The sequence below is a fragment of the Stenotrophomonas sp. FBCC-B152 genome, assembly GCF_059134105.1.
In genome coordinates this window covers 3,537,142-3,552,715 of the sequence record NZ_CP101442.1, presented here as the reverse complement: position 1 = coordinate 3,552,715, position 15,574 = coordinate 3,537,142, and the positions used below count along the sequence as shown (strand labels likewise).

Sequence of the window (15,574 nt, the reverse complement as noted above, 5' to 3'; positions counted from 1 at the left end):
GGAACCTGGGGCTCGACAACCAAAGGGGTGCAACATGGCAGGAGTGAGCGATACCTTGGCCGCGCTGATGACCATCGACGGCGCGCAGGCGGTGGCACTGGTGGACTATGAGAGCGGCATGCTGCTGGGCGAAGCCGGCTCGGGCATGGACATGGAAGTGGCGGCTGCGGGCAACACCGAAGTGATCCGCGCGAAGATGAAAACCGCCGCGTCGTTGAACCTCAACGACACCATCGAGGACATCCTGATTTCGCTGGGCAAGGCGTACCACATCATGCGCCCGGTCGCGGCGCAGAAGGGATTGTTCCTGTACCTGGTGCTCGACCGCAACAAGTCCAACCTTGCCCTGGCACGGCGCCGGGTGCAGGACGTGGAGGCGTCGCTGGCGCTGTAAGACCCGACCCTGCTACCGACCACCCCGGGTGGTCGGTGGCTGTCCGGGAACGGGCGGCTTGCCGGCCATGGGCCGGCACTACTATGGTGGGGGTGGTTCTTCCGGTTGCCCCGCATGCCTGTTGCCCAATCCCCTGACGATGAAGCGCTGGCCGCGCGGCTGGCGGCGCTGATCCGCGATGGTTTCGAGGATTACCACGCGCGCTTTGCCGGGGTGACCCGGCGCGCGCGGGTGCGCTTCGAGACCCGCGACTGGAACGGGGCGCGCCAGGATGCGGTGGAACGCATCGGGCTGTATGACCGCTGCATTGCTGAAACGGTGGATGTGCTGCGGCGGGCAGCGCGTGAGGCCGTGGGTGAGCGCAACCTCTGGCTGCGGATCCGCTGCGCCTACGCGGGTCTGGTTACCGGGTTGATCGACGCCGAGTTGTACAAGACCTTCTACAACACCCTGGCACGGCGACTGTTCGCCACCGAAGGCGTGGATGCGGCGGTGGAGTTCATGGCGATGGACGTGGAGCCCTCCGATGCCATCACCCACCCGGTCGCACGGCATACCTACGCACTGTCGGCGACGCGGCCGGCCGAGGCCTTCATGCGGGTGCTGGGTGATTATCGCTTCGACGTTCCCTACGCGCACCAGTTGCGCTGTGCGGCCGCCATTGCCGTGCGCCTGCAGGACGACCTGCAGCATTGGGGGACACAGCCCGTACGCAGCATCGAGCTGCTGGATACCGTGTTCTACCGCGAGCGACGCGCCTACCTGGTGGGCAGGGTGTTCGGCGAACATCGCTTCTCGCCCTGCGTAATCGCGCTGGTCAACGACGACAACGGCCTGCGTGCCGAAGCCGTGCTGACCCGGCGCCGTGATGTGGCGCACCTGTTCGGCGTGTCGCGCAGCTACTTCCAGGCCGACCTGGCCACCGTGGGTGACGCGGTGGTGTTCCTGCGCAGCCTGCTGCCGGCCAAGCCCATCGATGAGATCTACACCGTGCTGGGGCGTGCCAAGCAGGGCAAGACCGAGCGCTACCGCACCTTCTTCCGCCACTTCCAGGAGCATCCCGACGAGCAGCTGGTGCATGCCGATGGCACCCCCGGCATGGTGATGGCGGTGTTCACGCTGCCCAGTTACCCGCTGGTATTCAAGCTGATCCGCGACCGCTTCGCCTGGCCCAAGACCATGACCCGCCACCAGGTGGAGGAGAAGTACGCGCTGGTGTTCAACCTGGATCGCGTCGGGCGCCTGCTGGATGCGCAACCCTACCGCCATCTCCGCTTTCCCAAGGCCCGCTTCTCGCCGGCGCTGCGCGAAGAACTGCTCACCCAGTGCGCGGCCAGCGTACGTGAAGACGGCGATTCGCTGGTGATCGCGTTGTGCTACGTGCAGCGCCGCTTCCGGCCGCTCAATCTTTACCTGCGCGAACAGACCGCCGACGCCCGTCGCGCCGCCGCGCTGGATTATGCGCAGGCGATCACCGACATGGCGCGCAACAACATCTTCCCGGGCGACATGCTGCCCAAGAACTTCGGTGTGTCGCGGCATGGCCGTGCGGTGTTCTACGACTACGACGAGCTGTGCCTGGTGAGTGACTGCGTGTTCCGCGCATGGCCCACGCCGCGCAATGCCGACGAAGCCATGGCGGACGAACCGTGGTTCCACGTAGGCCCGCGTGATGTGTTCCCGGAGCGCTTCGCACCCTTCATGGGATTGCCCGCCGACGAGCTTGCCGCCGTGCGTGAACACCATGCGCATCTGTTCGATCCCCATTGGTGGCAGGGGCTGCAGGCGCGTTTCGCGGCCGGCGATTATCCCGATACGCCGCCCTACGCAGCCCATCATCGCCTGGCCTGATTTCCCCCAGACACATCACTGGGCTATCCTCGGGCTTCATCCACAAGGAGCAGGTGAGATGCGTTATCCCCATTTTCTGGCGTTGGCCCTCGCATTGGGCGGCACCGGGCTGGTCGCAACAAGCGACACCGCTGCGCAGACCGCGCGTGCGGTGCGTGAGACCGCCGAAGCCAGCATGACGCTGACCGGCAAGATCGATATCGGCAGCGACGGGCACGTCACCGGCTTCCAGCTGGACCATGCCGACAAACTGCCTGCCGCCCTGGCGGCATTCGTGCAGCGCCAGGTGCAGGCATGGCAGTTCCGGCCGGCCGTGGAGAACGGTACGGCGGTGGCGACGCAGACGCCGGTGACCCTTCGCCTGCTCTCCCAGTCCAGCCCGGACGGCGCCGGCGACACCGTGCGCGTGGCGGGCGCGAGCTTCAGCAAGTACGACCCGGACGACACCAGCCGGGTGACCTCCAGCGAGATCCGCTCGCCGGCCTACCCGAAGACTCTCGCCGCCATGCGCGCCAAGGGTGAGGTGCTGCTGCTGCTGAAGGTCGGCCGCGACGGGACCGTGGACGATGTGGTCGCCGAGCAGGTAAACCTGCGCGTGGTGGGCAAGGAAAGCCAGATGCGCCAGGTGCGCAACGAGTTTGCCCGTGCATCGGTGTCCACCGCGCGCAGCTGGACCTTCCGCCCGCCGACCACCGGCAAGTTCAAGGACGCCGAGTCGTGGACGGTGCGGATCCCGGTCCGTTACATGATGGGCGAACGCACGCCTTACGGCACGTGGGAAGCCTACATTCCCGGTCCGCGCGAGCGCGCGCCGTGGCGCACCTCGCAGGCCGGCGCGGAAGCCGCACCCGACCTGCTGGCTGCAGGTGGCATCTACATGGCAGACCTGGATGACGGTCCGCGCCTGCTCACCCCGTTGGGCAGCTGATCACAAGGAGTCGTGCAATGCGTAGTTCCCTTTACCTGGCACTGGCGTTGGCACTCGGCGGCAGCATCGTCGCCGCCGCGCCGGAGGCCGCCGCACAGACGCGTAGTGAGATGCGCAAGACCGCCGAAGGCAGCATGGTGCTGACCGGGCAGGTCAACATCGGTACCGAAGGGCAGGTGGAAGGCTTCGTGCTGGACCAGCGCGAGAAAGTGCCGGCGGAACTGGCCAGCTTCGTGGACCGCTCCGTGCAGACCTGGCGTTTCGAGCCGATCGTGCGCGATGGCAAGCCCGTGCGTGCGCGCACCCAGGTATCCATCCGCCTGGTCGCCAACATCGGGCCCGACGGCAAGGACATGGTCACGCTCGACGCCGCGACCTTCGGCGGGTACGACGCCACGAGCACCGACCAGGTCACCTCGATCAAGCTGCAGCCGCCTCGCTTTCCCTCGGCAGCATTGAACATGGGCGGCAGTGGCGATGTGATGTTGATCGTGAAGGTCGGCCGTGACGGCAAGGTCATGGATGTGATCGCCGAACAGGTCAACCTGCGCGTGCTCGGCGACGCGCGCCGCATGGAGCGGCTGCGCGAGGCGTTCGCGAAGCAGAGCGTGGACGCCGCTCATCGCTGGAGCTTCCGTGCCCCCAGCACGGGAGACGAGAAGGACAAGCCGTTCTGGTCCGTGCGCGTGCCGGTCAGCTTCGACTTCGGCGAAGTCACGCGTGGCTACGGCCAGTGGAACGTCTACATTCCGGGCCCGCGCGCGCAGGCGCCCTGGCGGCAGGTGGGACCCGGCGAACAGGATGTGGCTGGCCTGCTGGCGGTCGGCGGCGTGTACATGACCGACGTCAGCAATGGCCCGCGCCTGCTGACCCCGCTGGGCGGGTGAGCAGGTGAACGACCGGATCGGCGCCGCGCGTCGATCCGGTTTCAGAATCAGGTTCCGGCCGGGCCGTCCGGCGCCGGGTACACGACAGTCCGGTTGCGGCCCTGTTCCTTGGCCATGTACAGCGCCTTGTCGGCCAGCCGCAGCGCCTGCTGCGGATCCTCGTGGTAGGACGGGTAGTGGGCCACGCCCAGCGATACCGTTACCGTGCCGACCTGTTCGAACACTTCCGCTTCCACCTGCAGCCGCAGGCGTTCGGCGATGCCGGCGCTGGCGGCCACGTCGATGCCCGGCAGCAGGATCAGGAATTCCTCGCCGCCATTGCGGCACAGCAGGTCGGTATCGCGCGAATCGTCGCGCATCAGCTGGGCGATGCGCAGGATCACCGCATCGCCCACCGCGTGGCCGAAGCGGTCGTTGATGGTCTTGAAGCGGTCGATGTCCAGCGCGATGATCCCGAACGGCTGCCCGCGTGCCTGCCAGTCCTCCAATCCTTCCTGCAGCCCACGGCGGTTCTGCAGGCCGGTGAGCGGGTCGGTCATGCTGGCGCGGTTGAGCTTGCCGATGCGGTCCTGCAGCAGGTTGAAGCTGTACAGCAGCGCCTGCTTGAGGTGCGCGGCCTCGTAGTACCACGCCTTGATGCCGGTGACGTGGCGGATGGCGATGCCGGTATCGCGGTTCTGCACGTTGCGCGCCATCTGCCACAGCGGCAGCGAAATGCGCCGGGCGAACCACCAGGTGACCAGCAGCGACAGCACGCCCAGCGGGATGGCATTCCAGATCACCGCCTTCATCAAGCGCGACAGCGGCGCCAGCGTGGCCTCGGTCGGGCGCTGTGCCACCACGCCCCAGCCCACGCTGGGCACCGGCGCGTAACCGGCCAGCATCAACACGCCGTGGCTGTTGCGGACTTCCTGCGCGCCCGAGTGGCCCTGGCTGACCGCCTTCACCGCCGGGTTCTCCAGCGCGAACTGGCCCACCCGGGTGGGTTCGATGTGGTACAGGATGCGGCCATTGCGGTCGACCACGTACAGGTACGAGCCGTCGCGGTAGTAGTGCTTGCCCAGCAGGCTCTGCAGGATGCTGCGCTGGCGCAGGTAGATGGTGCCGCTCACATAGCCCTTGTACTGGCCCTGCGGGTCGAAGATCGGGTGCGAGATGGCGATGAGCAGGCGGCCGGTGGCCGACTGGTAGGGATCGCTGATGTACGGTTCACGGCGCTTGAGCGCCTCGCTGTTGCCCTGGCTGTTGAGCACCACCCCCTGCAGGGCCAGGCTCAACGGCGAGGTGGCCAGCACCGTGCCGGCCGGGTCCACGATCAGCACCGAGTTGAAGCTGTTGGTCTGCAGCTGCAGGCGGGCCGCTTCCGCTTCCAGCTCGGCGCGGGTGTGCGCCCGCTGCCCCAGGCCAGTGGCGGCGTAGGCCAGCTGCTGCTGGGCCGACAGCACGAAATTCTGGGTGCTCTCGGCCAGCTTGCTGGCGTACACCCGGTTGGATTCGAGCGTAGTGCCGATCAGCTGTTCGCGCTGCACGCGGTAGCTGGCGTGCAGGGTGTTGGCCAGGGCGACGAGCGCGCTGAGCAGCGCAAGCGCCAGGATCAGCTTGCCCAGGTTGAGGCGGGATGACAGCAGGGGCATGGACGAAACAACCGGCAAGGTGCTGCGCCAACCGGTCCTACCGATGAGGCTGCAACGTTGGAGCGGTCAGAGGTGAACTGCATGGTGCCGGGCCGGTTCGCCTGGCGGCGCCCTGGATGCGGCCACCCTACCCCCGGGCGGACTACGGATCACGGCGCGGATTATCACGGATTCCGGGCCCGAAAGGGGAACGCCGAACTCAGCGTTCCAGCCGCTTGCGAAGTACGCTGCGCACATTGGCGGCCATTGCCCCATCCAGCGGGCCCAGCACCCCGCGTGCGGCTTCGGGGATATGCGCGGTGGTATCGCCGCCGGCGGCGAATACGTAGTGGTCGAACAATGCCTGCCAGTTCCGGCGCTGGGCCGGTGGCAGCCCGCGCAGCGCCAGCAATGACAGCATCAGGGCGTTCATCGGCGGGTCCATCCAGGCCGGCACCGGGCGCCACCAGTAGTTCACCAGCACATTGAAGTCATCCAGCCCTTCCATGTGGTGCCACCACAGGGAAGGAATGAACACCGCATCGCCAGGGCCCAGTTCGGCCACCTGCGCGCTGGCCATGGCCCGGGCAAAGCGCGGGAAGCGGTCCAGGTCCGGTTCGGCGAAGTCGACCAGGCTCACTGCCTGGCCGGCCGGGGTGAAATCCAGCGGGCCAACATACAGGTTGCCGATCTGGTCCGGCGGAAACAGGGTGACCCTGCGGCGGCCGGCCGCCACGCAGGCCAGGTTGTCCGGCACGTCGTGGTGGGCGGCGATGCGCGAGCGGTTGCCGATCCAGATGCTGGCCAGCGGTTCGTCCACCCCCAGCGCCAGCGGGTTGTGCTGGCGGAAGCCGGGCAGGAAGCTGTCCAGCGTGGTCGAGGCCACGTAGATGGTGGGCGGTTCGGGGGTGCCCCGGTATTTGAGCAGGGTATCGAGCACCACCTTCAGCGCGATCTGCTCGCGGCGGAAGTTGAAGCCGCTCATGTCCGCGTTGTAGAAGATGCGGCCCTTCGCTTCGGGCGGCGCGGTGGTGGCGGAAACCGGCAGGGTGCCGTGGTCGAACTGCTTGAGGTGGGCGACCGCGGCGTCGGCCGAGTCGCGTGCGGCGCTGACCATCGGCCAGTCCGCGACCAGCCCGCGGATCACCTTGGGCGTGGTCCAGCCTGGAAGTACCTCGGCCAGCCGGTGGCGGTCGAGGTCGCGCACTTCGTCGATCGGGCCGGGCATTGCAGGCATGGCAGGGTCGCTTGCGGGCGGTGGCGGTGTGGCGAGTGTAGACCCGCCACACCGCTGCTGCTCAGAACTTGTAGCGGACGCCGAACATGTAGCGCGGGCCGGTCTGGGTGGCGTAGCGCAGCATGTTGGTATGCCGTGCGTAGGTACGCATGGTCTCGTCGGTGAGGTTGATCGCCTCCAGGCTCAGCGACAGCTGTTCGCTGACCGCGTAGCTGATGTTGAGGTCGAGCTGGCCGTAATCATCGGTGTAGTTCGGGTTCGGGCCCTGGCCGCCGATGCCGTTGAGGAACTTGTCGCGCCAGTTGTAGGCCGCACGGATCTGCCAGTTGTGCTTGTCGTAGAACGCCACCAGGTTGGCTGAGTCGCTCAGGCCCACCATCGGGTACTGGTCGCCCAGGCTCAGGTTGTCGAAGGTCAGCCCGGACTGCACCTTGGTGTAGTTGGCGGCCACGCCGAACCCGGACTGGCCGAACAGGTGCTGTACCGCCACTTCCCAGCCATCGAGATGGTCCGAACGCTGGTTGGCCGGCAGGGTGATGTCGAACCCGGCGATCGGGTCGCCCGGCTGGCCGACGATGGTGCCGGTGAGCTGGCCTGCCGAATTGGTGCCGGTGGCGGTCACGCCGGGCTGGCCGTTGAAGTTGGTGAAGATGTAATCGCGGATGCAGGGCATGTCGCTCACCCCGCAGCCGGCCGCCAGCGCCGCATTCCAGTACGCGCCACCGACCGGCGTGTGCAGGTCGCCGGTGTTCTCGCGGACGATCGTATTGCTGATGAAGTTCTTGATGTTCTTGCGGAAGAAGCCAACCGAGGCGTAACTGGATTCGCCGTAGTACCACTCCAGAGACAGGTCGAAGTTGTCCGACAGCAGCGGCTCCAGCGCCGGATTGCCGCGCGACCCGCTGCCGCCCTGGGTACGCACGATGTCGGCCAGCGACTGCCCGCTCTGGATCTGGTCCCACCCCGCGCGACCCAGGCTGCGGCTGTAGCTGCCGCGCAGCGCCAGCGTATCGCTGATGTCCAGCTTCAGGTCCAGGTTGGGCAGCACGTAGTCGTACTTGCCGCTGTCGCTGATGAAGCCGCTCTCGCTGGCATAGTCGATGTTGAGTTCGTTGGCCGAACTCCAGCTGATCCCGTTGGGCACGCGCACCATCGCGGTGGAGTCCACGTCGGTCTGTTCGTAGCGCACGCCCACCGCCACGTTCAACGGCATCGACCAGTCGAAGGTGGTGCGGTACTGCAGGAACGCGCTCTTGGACTTCTCGTTGGTGCGGATGTCCTGCGAGTACTCGGTGGGTGCCACGTAGCAGGTGGGGCAGGCCGGGTCGGACGCGGTGCCGACCTGGGCGGCGCGGTTGATCAGCCTGTCGAAGTCGAACACCAGGAACTGGCCGGTCAGGCGCGGATCGTTGTGCCCCGAGAACGCATCGAAGTACTTGGCCATGTCATCGGCGTACCAGATGCTGTCGTCATAGTCGGCCGGGGTGCCCAGGCCGCCCCACGTATTGCGCTGCATGATCGCCGAGGCCGAGCGGTTCTTGACGTCGGTGTAGCCCACGCCGAAGTCGAGCGCGGAGTAGTCGGCGAACTTGAAGGTACCGCGGCCCTGGTACTGTTCCACCTCGGACTTGTTGTAGCTGTTCTGGAACACGGAGCCTGTCACCAGCGCATCGGCCGCCTGCACCCCGCCCGGCGGCAGCGCGATGTTGATGATCGGCAGGTCGCCGCTGTAGTCCACGGTGGTCTTGCCGCGCACGAACGCGGCCACGCCGAGCACGCCGGCCGAACCGTACGGGCTGTCCGGCTGCGACTCGCCGGTGGAGTTGTGGGCATCGAAGTTCAGGGTCAACGCATCGTTGACCTCCCACTCCACGTTGAAGCCCAGCGAGTCCAGGGTGTTCTTGGTCGCCAGCTGCGCGCCACCCATCGACACGTCCGAATTGACCATGTCTTCGCTGTAGATGATCGGCGCGGCAACCGGGCCGTTGGTCCAGATGCTGTCGCCCGGGCCGTAGTTGAACCACACCGACAGCTCGCTGCGCTGCTGCTGCACCTTGTTTTCCACATAGGTGTAGTCCAGCGTGGTGGTCACGTTGTCGACCGGCTTCCACTGCAGGGTGGCCTGGCCGTTGGTGCGCTGGCGCTGCACGCCGTTGACGTTGTAGGCGGTGTTCTGCGGGCGCCCGTACACATCATTGGGGCCGGGACGATTCTGGATGCGGTCCGCGTAGCCCTGGCCGGGCTGCGGCAGCACGCGCCAGTCGGTGGTGTTGTCGCCTTCGAACGTGGCCCAGCCTTCGGCCACCGTGGCCTGGTTGAAGCCGGAGTCGCGCTCCTGGTAGCTGCCGCTCAGCATCACGCCCACGCGGCCATCGGCGTAGGTGTCGCTGAAGATGCCGGAGAGCTCGCCGGTGTACTTGGACCCCTGCAGCGTGCGCGGCAGGTTGTCGTTGGACGTATCGCTGACCGCCTTCAGGCCCACGCTGACCACCGGCGCCGATTCGAGCGGGCGCAGGGTCTTGACGTTGATCGTGGCGCCAATGCCTCCGGTCGGGTTGTCGGCGCGCGTGGTCTTGAACACCTCCACGGCCGAGATCGACTCGGAGGCGATGTTGGCGAAGTCGAACGAGCGCGAACCGGACAGGCCGCCACCGCCGTTGCCGAGGTTGGAGGCCGGCATCTGGCGGCCGTTGAGCAGCACCAGGTTGAAGTCCGGGCCGATGCCGCGCACGGTCACCTTGGAGCCTTCGCCGCTGGAGGTGCGGTCGATCGACACGCCGCTGATGCGCTGCAGCGATTCGGCCAGGTTGGTGTCCGGGAACTTGCCGATGTCTTCGGCCACGATGCCGTCCACGACACCCTGGCTGTCGCGCTTGAGGTTCATGGACGAGGTGAGGCTGCCACGGATACCGGTGACCTGCACCGTATCGAGCGTGGCCGGATCCAGCCCTTCCGACGACGACGCGGCGCCGTCGCGGGTGGTGTCCTGGGCCCACGCCGGCCCGGCCAACACGGCGAGCAGCGCGGAAGTGAGCATTGCCTTGCGGGGTACGGCCTTGTACGTCTTCATTGCAGCTCCCTCCCCAGGGAAATCGGTAATGGCAGTCCTACGGCGTCTGGCACGATTCAACAACGATGTGGGCGGATTGGGCCGACGCCTGACAGCGTTGTCAACAAAGTGCCATGAAGGCCGTGGTTTGCGGTGTCACCCATGGGTGTCCCTGTGTGTCCCCTGGCAGGTCGCTGTACAGCCGTTAAACGTTGCAATGCGGGCCTTTCAGCCCGGTTTTGCAGGGACGTGATGCGCCCGATTCAGTGTGGCCTGGCCGTTGTGCAGTGCAGAACGAAACTGCGCGAAATCTGTTTTAGGGACATTGCCCAGCGCTGTCATGTCTCCTGACCGATTGTCTGACAGCGCTGGACAAGTGGACGTCCAGCGGGTTCCATGTCTGGCCGCCGCATGGCTGGCAATTCCCATCAGAAGGACAGGCAATGGACACTTCCACCGCGGTTCGCGGGCAGCACGTACAGAGCACACGCATGGCGCTGGCCGTGGTGACGGCGATCTTCTTCATGTGGGGCTTCATCACCTGCCTCAACGACATCCTGATTCCGCACCTCAAGGCCGCGTTCTCGCTGACCTGGGTGCAGGCCATGCTCATCCAGTTCACCTTCTTCGGCGCCTACTTCCTGATGTCGCTGCCGGCAGGGCGGCTGGTGGCGGCCGTGGGCTACAAGCGCGGCATCGTGGCCGGGCTGGCCATCGCTGGTTTCGGTGCGCTGTTGTTCTGGCCGGCCGCCGCGCTGCATGTGTACGGCCTGTTCCTGGGCGCGTTGTTCGTGCTGGCCACCGGCATCACCGTGCTGCAGGTCGCCGCCAATCCGTATGTGGCGCTGCTGGGGCCGGAGCAGACCAGCTCCAGCCGACTGACCCTGGCCCAGTCGATGAACGCGCTGGGCACCACCATCGCCCCGTTGTTCGGTGGCCTGCTGATCCTGGCGGCCGAACCGCGCAGCGCCGAACAGCTGGCGCTGCTGCCGCAGGCCGAAGCGCTGGCCTACCGCGCCGCTGAAGCACAATCGGTGCAGGTGCCGTACTTCGGCCTGGCCATCGCGTTGTTCGTGCTGGCCGCGGCGATCTGGATGTTCCGCCTGCCCAGCATTGCCGGGGTGGAAGACATCAAGGAGCAGGGCACGCTGGGCGCTGCGCTGCGCCACAAGCACCTGGCCTTCGGCGTGCTGGCGATCTTCTTTTACGTGGGCGCGGAAGTGTCCATCGGCAGCGTGCTGGTCAACTTCCTGTCCATGCCCGGCATCGGCGAAGGACTGACCGAGCAGGAGGCCACGCGCTACGTGTCGCTGTACTGGGGCGGCGCGCTGGTCGGCCGGCTGGTCGGCACGTTCCTGCTGGCGCGCTTCGATCCGCGCCGCCTGCTTGGGCTGTTCGCGCTGGTGGTGATGGGCCTGCTGGCGGTGACCATGTTCGGCACCGGCGAGCTGGCCAAGTGGAGCGTGGTCAGCGTGGGCCTGTTCAACTCGATCATGTTCCCGACCATCTTCGCGCTGGCAATCGGCGGCCTGGGCCCGCTTACGGGACAGGGCTCCAGCCTGCTGGTGATGGCGATCGTCGGCGGCGCGGTGGTTCCGCTGGCCGTGGGTTGGCTGGCCGACCACTACGGGCTACAGGCATCGTTCCTGCTGCCGATGCTGTGCTACCTGTTCATCGTGTTCTACGCATGGCGCGGGTCGCGCCGTTACGCCTGAGTCGTCAACGTCGCCGTGGTGCGTGGGTGGATTCACGCACCAGCACCGCATGGTCCACGGTGACCATGCGGCCGGCCTTCGGCGAGCGGATGCGTTCGATCAGCTGTTCGGTGGCCAACCGGCCCATCGTGTCGGTGGGTTGGCGCACGGTGGTCAGTGCGGGGTAGATGTGCCCGGCAATGGGCGTGTCATCGAAGCCGCACACGGAAAGGTCGCGCGGCACGCGCAGGCCACGCTGGCCGGCCACCCGGAACACCGCGGCGGCCATGTCGTCGTTGGCCGCGAAGATCGCGGTCGGCGGCTCCGGCAGGTCCAGCAGCGTGTTGGCCGCTTCGATGCCCGATTCGAACGAGAACTGGCCACTGGCCACCAGCGCCGGGTCGTACTCGATGCCGGCGTCGCGAAGTGCCTGGCGGTACCCGGCCAGGCGCCACTGGCAGGCGCCATGCGCACGCGGGCCCTTGATGTGTGCGATGCGACGGTGGCCCTGTGCGACCAGGTGGCCGATCAGTTCCACCACTGCGGTGGTTTCGTCCATGCGCACGCCGATGCGGCCCTCGGGATGGCGCGGCGCGATGCTGGAGAACGGAATCTCGTTGTCTTCCAGGTACGCCAGCACCACCGCATCATCGGTGAGTGGCGGGATCAGCACCACGCCATCGGGCCGCGAGTTCTCGAACAGCGCGGCCAGGTCGGGCAGGGTGCGCCGGCCGATGCCGACCGGCCCCAGGATCAGGTTGTAGTGGTTGGCATGACAGGCCTCCAGCATGCCGTTCTGGATTTCCATCAGGTAATTGCGCGAGGGGTTGTTGTAGACCAGCGCCAGCGCATACGAGCGTTGCCCGGCCAGGCTGCGCGCCGACAGGTTCGGTTTGTACCCGAGCCGGGTGACCGCAGCCAGCACGCGGTCGCGCGTTTCCACCCGCACGTTCGGCTCGTTGTTGAGCACGCGCGACACGGTCTTGATCGAAACGCCCGCAATGGCGGCGACATCCTCGATACGACTACGCATGGTGCGATGGATCCTCCTGGAGAGCCCGGCCGGCCGCTGCCGATGGTAATGCGCCTGTGTCGTTTCGGGATTACCGAAGCAGGCGGATGGTGCCACGTTGCGGGGTATTCGTGCACGGTCGGGATTTCCATGCGGCGCTGCAACAGCAACTGCGCATTCTCTTCCCATTCGAAAACAGCAGGCCCAGCAATCACGGGGATACCAGGACAACGCGCTCGCCAAACAGTTGACAGGGCCACGCCCGGCTTATATGACAGCGCTGTCACCGGAAGCGCCGAAGCAGCCCGCGCCCGGTCCATCATCCGCACATTCCATTGGAGGTAGATGCACGTGAGCAGCGCCCGGAAGACTCTTCTTACCGTCTGTGTCTTGACGGCATTGGCCGCCCAGGCGCATGCCGCACCCGCCGCCGAGCGCCTGCAGGACTGGCCGCAGGTGACCAGTGCGATCGCCTCCGACCCGGCCATCGAAAGCCGCGTGCGCAGCATCCTTGCGCAGATGACCCTGGCGCAGAAGGTCGGGCAGATGACCCAGCCGGAGATCAAGCAGATCACCCCGGAACAGGTGCGCACCTATTACATCGGTTCGGTGCTCAACGGCGGTGGCTCGTGGCCGGGCATGGACAAGCACGCCAGCGTGGCCGACTGGGTCACGCTGGCCGATGCGTATCACGCCGCCTCGCTGGCCACCGACGCGCGCACCCCGGTGCCGGTGATCTGGGGCACCGATGCGGTGCACGGCCACAGCAATGTGTTTGGCGCCACGCTGTTCCCGCACAACATCGGCCTGGGCGCCACCCGCGATTCCGCGTTGATCGAGCGCATCGGTGCCGCCACCGGCAGCGCCACCCGTGCCACCGGCATCGGCTGGGTGTTCGCGCCGACGCTGGCCGTGGCGCATGACCCGCGCTGGGGCCGCACCTACGAAAGCTTTTCGTCCGACCCGTCCATCGTGCGCGAATACGCCACCGCCTACGTCAAGGGCGCGCAGGGCCGCTTCAGCAGCGACGGCAACGTGGTGGCCACGGCCAAGCACTACATCGGCGATGGGGCCACCGACAACGGTCGCGACCAGGGCGAGGCCACGGTGGACAAGGCCACCATGATCAACGTGCACGGCCAGGGCTACTTCGGTGCCCTGGGCGAGGGCGTGCAGACGGTGATGGCCTCGTTCAACAGCTGGAACGACCGCGCCGGCGGCGTGGACTACGGCAAGATGCACGGCAGCCAGGCGCTGCTCACCGGCGCGCTGAAGGAGAAGATGGGTTTCGACGGCTTCGTCGTCTCCGACTGGAACGGAATCGCCCAGGTGCCCGGCTGCCGCAACGACAGCTGCGCCCAGGCGATCAACGCCGGCATCGACATGGTGATGGTGCCCGATGACTGGAAGGCCTTCATCGCCAACACCATGGCCCAGGTGGAGAGCGGCGAGATTCCGATGGCGCGCATCGACGATGCGGTGACCCGCATCCTGCGCGTGAAGCTGCGTGCGGGCCTGTTCGAGCACAAGCCGTCCGACAGCCGTTACGCAGGTGACGCCAACGCCGTGCAGCACCGCGAACTGGCGCGCGAAGCCGTGCGCGAATCGCTGGTGCTGCTGAAGAACCAGGACAAGGTGCTGCCGCTCAAGCGCGATGCGCGCGTGCTGGTGGTGGGCAAGAGTGCCGACAGCCTGTCCGACCAGGCCGGGGGCTGGTCGCTGACCTGGCAGGGCACAGAGAATACCAACGCCGATTTCCCCAATGCCGATTCGGTGCTGGGTGCGCTGCGCGCCGAACTGGGCACGCAGCAGGTGACCTACAGCGCGGACGCCAAGGGCATCGATGCCTCGGCGTTCGACGTGGTGGTCGCGGTGATCGGCGAAACGCCGTACGCCGAAACCAACGGCGACATCCTCGCTTCGGACACGGTCAGCCACAGCCGTGCGCAGCCGCAGGACCTGGCCGTGCTCAAGGCCGCTGCCGCCACCGGCAAGCCGCTGGTCACGGTGTATTTCTCCGGCCGCCCGATGTACACCAACGACCTGCTCAACCTGTCGCAGGCGTTCGTTGCCGCGTGGCTGCCGGGTACCGAAGGCAAGGGCATCACCGACGTGCTGGTGGCTGGCAAGGACGGCAAGCCCGCGCATGACTTCCACGGCCGGCTCAGCTTCCCGTGGCCGGGCGTGCCGTGCCCGGCACCGATCGACCGCCCGGACCCGAAGCGCCCGGACCTGTTCAAATTCGGCTATGGCCTGAGCTACGCCAAGCCGGCGCAGGTCGCGCGCCTGCCCGAAACCAACCCGGACCATTGCGGCGAAGTGACCACGTTGCCGATCTTCAACCGCGTGGACACTGCGCCGTTCTCGCTGCATATCGCCGCCGGTGGCGCCACCCAGCCGCTCGGCAACGATCTCAACGCCAGCCTGCGCTGGCCCACCGCCACGCCGGTCGCCGAGGTGCGCACGGTGCAGATCAATACCCAGCAGGACGCCCGCGAAGTGACCTGGTTGGCCCCGGCGCAGCTGATCGCGCGCAGCACCTCACGGCGCAACCTGGGCGCGCTGGCGCGCAGCAACGGCGCGTTGCAGTTCGACGTGATGGTGCAGCACCAGCCCGCTTCGCCGGTCACGGTGACCATGCAGTGCGGCACCGGCTGCGAGGGCGGGGTGGATATCGCCCCGGCGCTGGCAACGCTCACCCCCGGCCAGAAGCGCACCGTGACCATCCCGCTGGCCTGCTTCGCCGGCAAGGGCGTGGACCTGGGCGCGGTGGAAGCACCGTTCGTGGTCAGCGCGGACAAGCCGTTCGCCGCGGCGTTCACCCAGGTGCGGGTGGCGACGAAGGCGGACAAGGCCGAGGGTGTGGTGGAGTGCAGGTGATGTGCGGCGCCGGCGAGTCGTCGGCGCCA

10 protein-coding genes are annotated in these 15,574 nt (G+C 67.0%); 6 read left to right on the top strand and 4 right to left on the bottom strand.

Features of this window, described 5'->3' with window-relative positions:
* Nucleotides 1-34: 34 nt before the first annotated feature.
* From NMB40_RS16245 to NMB40_RS16230, 4 genes are all read left to right on the top strand, one after another.
* Nucleotides 35-394, top strand: coding sequence for a hypothetical protein (locus NMB40_RS16245; protein ID WP_282247019.1), 360 nt, complete (start codon nt 35-37; stop codon nt 392-394).
* 114 nt (nt 395-508) lie between these two features.
* Entirely contained in the window at nt 509-2,245 is a 1,737-nt protein-coding gene (gene aceK / locus NMB40_RS16240; protein ID WP_494359096.1) for a bifunctional isocitrate dehydrogenase kinase/phosphatase, read from the top strand.
* A 58-nt stretch (nt 2,246-2,303) separates the two neighbouring features.
* A complete protein-coding gene (locus tag NMB40_RS16235; protein WP_494359095.1) occupies nt 2,304-3,173 on the top strand; it encodes a TonB family protein in 870 nt (289 codons plus the stop codon).
* A 17-nt stretch (nt 3,174-3,190) separates the two neighbouring features.
* Complete coding sequence (locus NMB40_RS16230) at nt 3,191-4,060, top strand: energy transducer TonB (protein ID WP_494359094.1); 870 nt, start codon at nt 3,191-3,193, stop codon at nt 4,058-4,060.
* 47 nt (nt 4,061-4,107) lie between these two features.
* Here NMB40_RS16230 and NMB40_RS16225 read toward each other — a convergent pair whose 3' ends face one another.
* The 3 genes from NMB40_RS16225 to NMB40_RS16215 all read right to left on the bottom strand — a co-directional run bounded on the left by NMB40_RS16225 (nt 4,108) and on the right by NMB40_RS16215 (nt 9,980).
* Nucleotides 4,108-5,694 (bottom strand): GGDEF domain-containing protein, encoded by a 1,587-nt coding sequence (locus NMB40_RS16225; RefSeq protein WP_494359093.1) that lies wholly within the window; start codon nt 5,692-5,694, stop codon nt 4,108-4,110.
* Nucleotides 5,695-5,893: 199 nt separating this feature from the next.
* Nucleotides 5,894-6,910, bottom strand: coding sequence for a cupin-like domain-containing protein (locus NMB40_RS16220; RefSeq protein WP_494359092.1), 1,017 nt, complete (start codon nt 6,908-6,910; stop codon nt 5,894-5,896).
* A gap of 61 nt (nt 6,911-6,971) precedes the next feature.
* Entirely contained in the window at nt 6,972-9,980 is a 3,009-nt protein-coding gene (locus tag NMB40_RS16215; RefSeq protein ID WP_494359091.1) for a TonB-dependent receptor, read from the bottom strand.
* A gap of 422 nt (nt 9,981-10,402) precedes the next feature.
* Here NMB40_RS16215 and NMB40_RS16210 point away from each other — a divergent pair, with 422 nt between their 5' ends.
* Nucleotides 10,403-11,674 (top strand): sugar MFS transporter, encoded by a 1,272-nt coding sequence (locus tag NMB40_RS16210; RefSeq protein WP_494359090.1) that lies wholly within the window; start codon nt 10,403-10,405, stop codon nt 11,672-11,674.
* Between the two features lie 4 nt (nt 11,675-11,678).
* Here NMB40_RS16210 and NMB40_RS16205 read toward each other — a convergent pair whose 3' ends face one another.
* Nucleotides 11,679-12,686 carry a LacI family DNA-binding transcriptional regulator gene (locus tag NMB40_RS16205; protein ID WP_448143729.1) on the bottom strand — a complete coding sequence of 336 codons (1,008 nt, stop codon included), beginning with the start codon at nt 12,684-12,686 and terminating at the stop codon, nt 11,679-11,681.
* Nucleotides 12,687-13,055: 369 nt separating this feature from the next.
* Between NMB40_RS16205 and NMB40_RS16200 the strand changes: the two genes are divergently transcribed.
* Nucleotides 13,056-15,545, top strand: coding sequence for a glycoside hydrolase family 3 N-terminal domain-containing protein (locus NMB40_RS16200; RefSeq protein WP_494359089.1), 2,490 nt, complete (start codon nt 13,056-13,058; stop codon nt 15,543-15,545).
* The last annotated feature ends 29 nt before the right edge of the window (nt 15,546-15,574 follow it).

Coding starts and splice junctions, on each gene's coding strand:
- NMB40_RS16210 (WP_494359090.1), top strand. CDS start 10,403: ATGGACACTTCCACCGCGGTTCGCGGGCAGCACGTACAGAGCACACGC.
- NMB40_RS16225 (WP_494359093.1), bottom strand. CDS start 5,694: ATGCCCCTGCTGTCATCCCGCCTCAACCTGGGCAAGCTGATCCTGGCG.
- aceK (WP_494359096.1), top strand. CDS start 509: ATGCCTGTTGCCCAATCCCCTGACGATGAAGCGCTGGCCGCGCGGCTG.
- NMB40_RS16230 (WP_494359094.1), top strand. CDS start 3,191: ATGCGTAGTTCCCTTTACCTGGCACTGGCGTTGGCACTCGGCGGCAGC.
- NMB40_RS16205 (WP_448143729.1), bottom strand. CDS start 12,686: ATGCGTAGTCGTATCGAGGATGTCGCCGCCATTGCGGGCGTTTCGATC.
- NMB40_RS16220 (WP_494359092.1), bottom strand. CDS start 6,910: ATGCCTGCAATGCCCGGCCCGATCGACGAAGTGCGCGACCTCGACCGC.
- NMB40_RS16245 (WP_282247019.1), top strand. CDS start 35: ATGGCAGGAGTGAGCGATACCTTGGCCGCGCTGATGACCATCGACGGC.
- NMB40_RS16215 (WP_494359091.1), bottom strand. CDS start 9,980: ATGAAGACGTACAAGGCCGTACCCCGCAAGGCAATGCTCACTTCCGCG.
- NMB40_RS16235 (WP_494359095.1), top strand. CDS start 2,304: ATGCGTTATCCCCATTTTCTGGCGTTGGCCCTCGCATTGGGCGGCACC.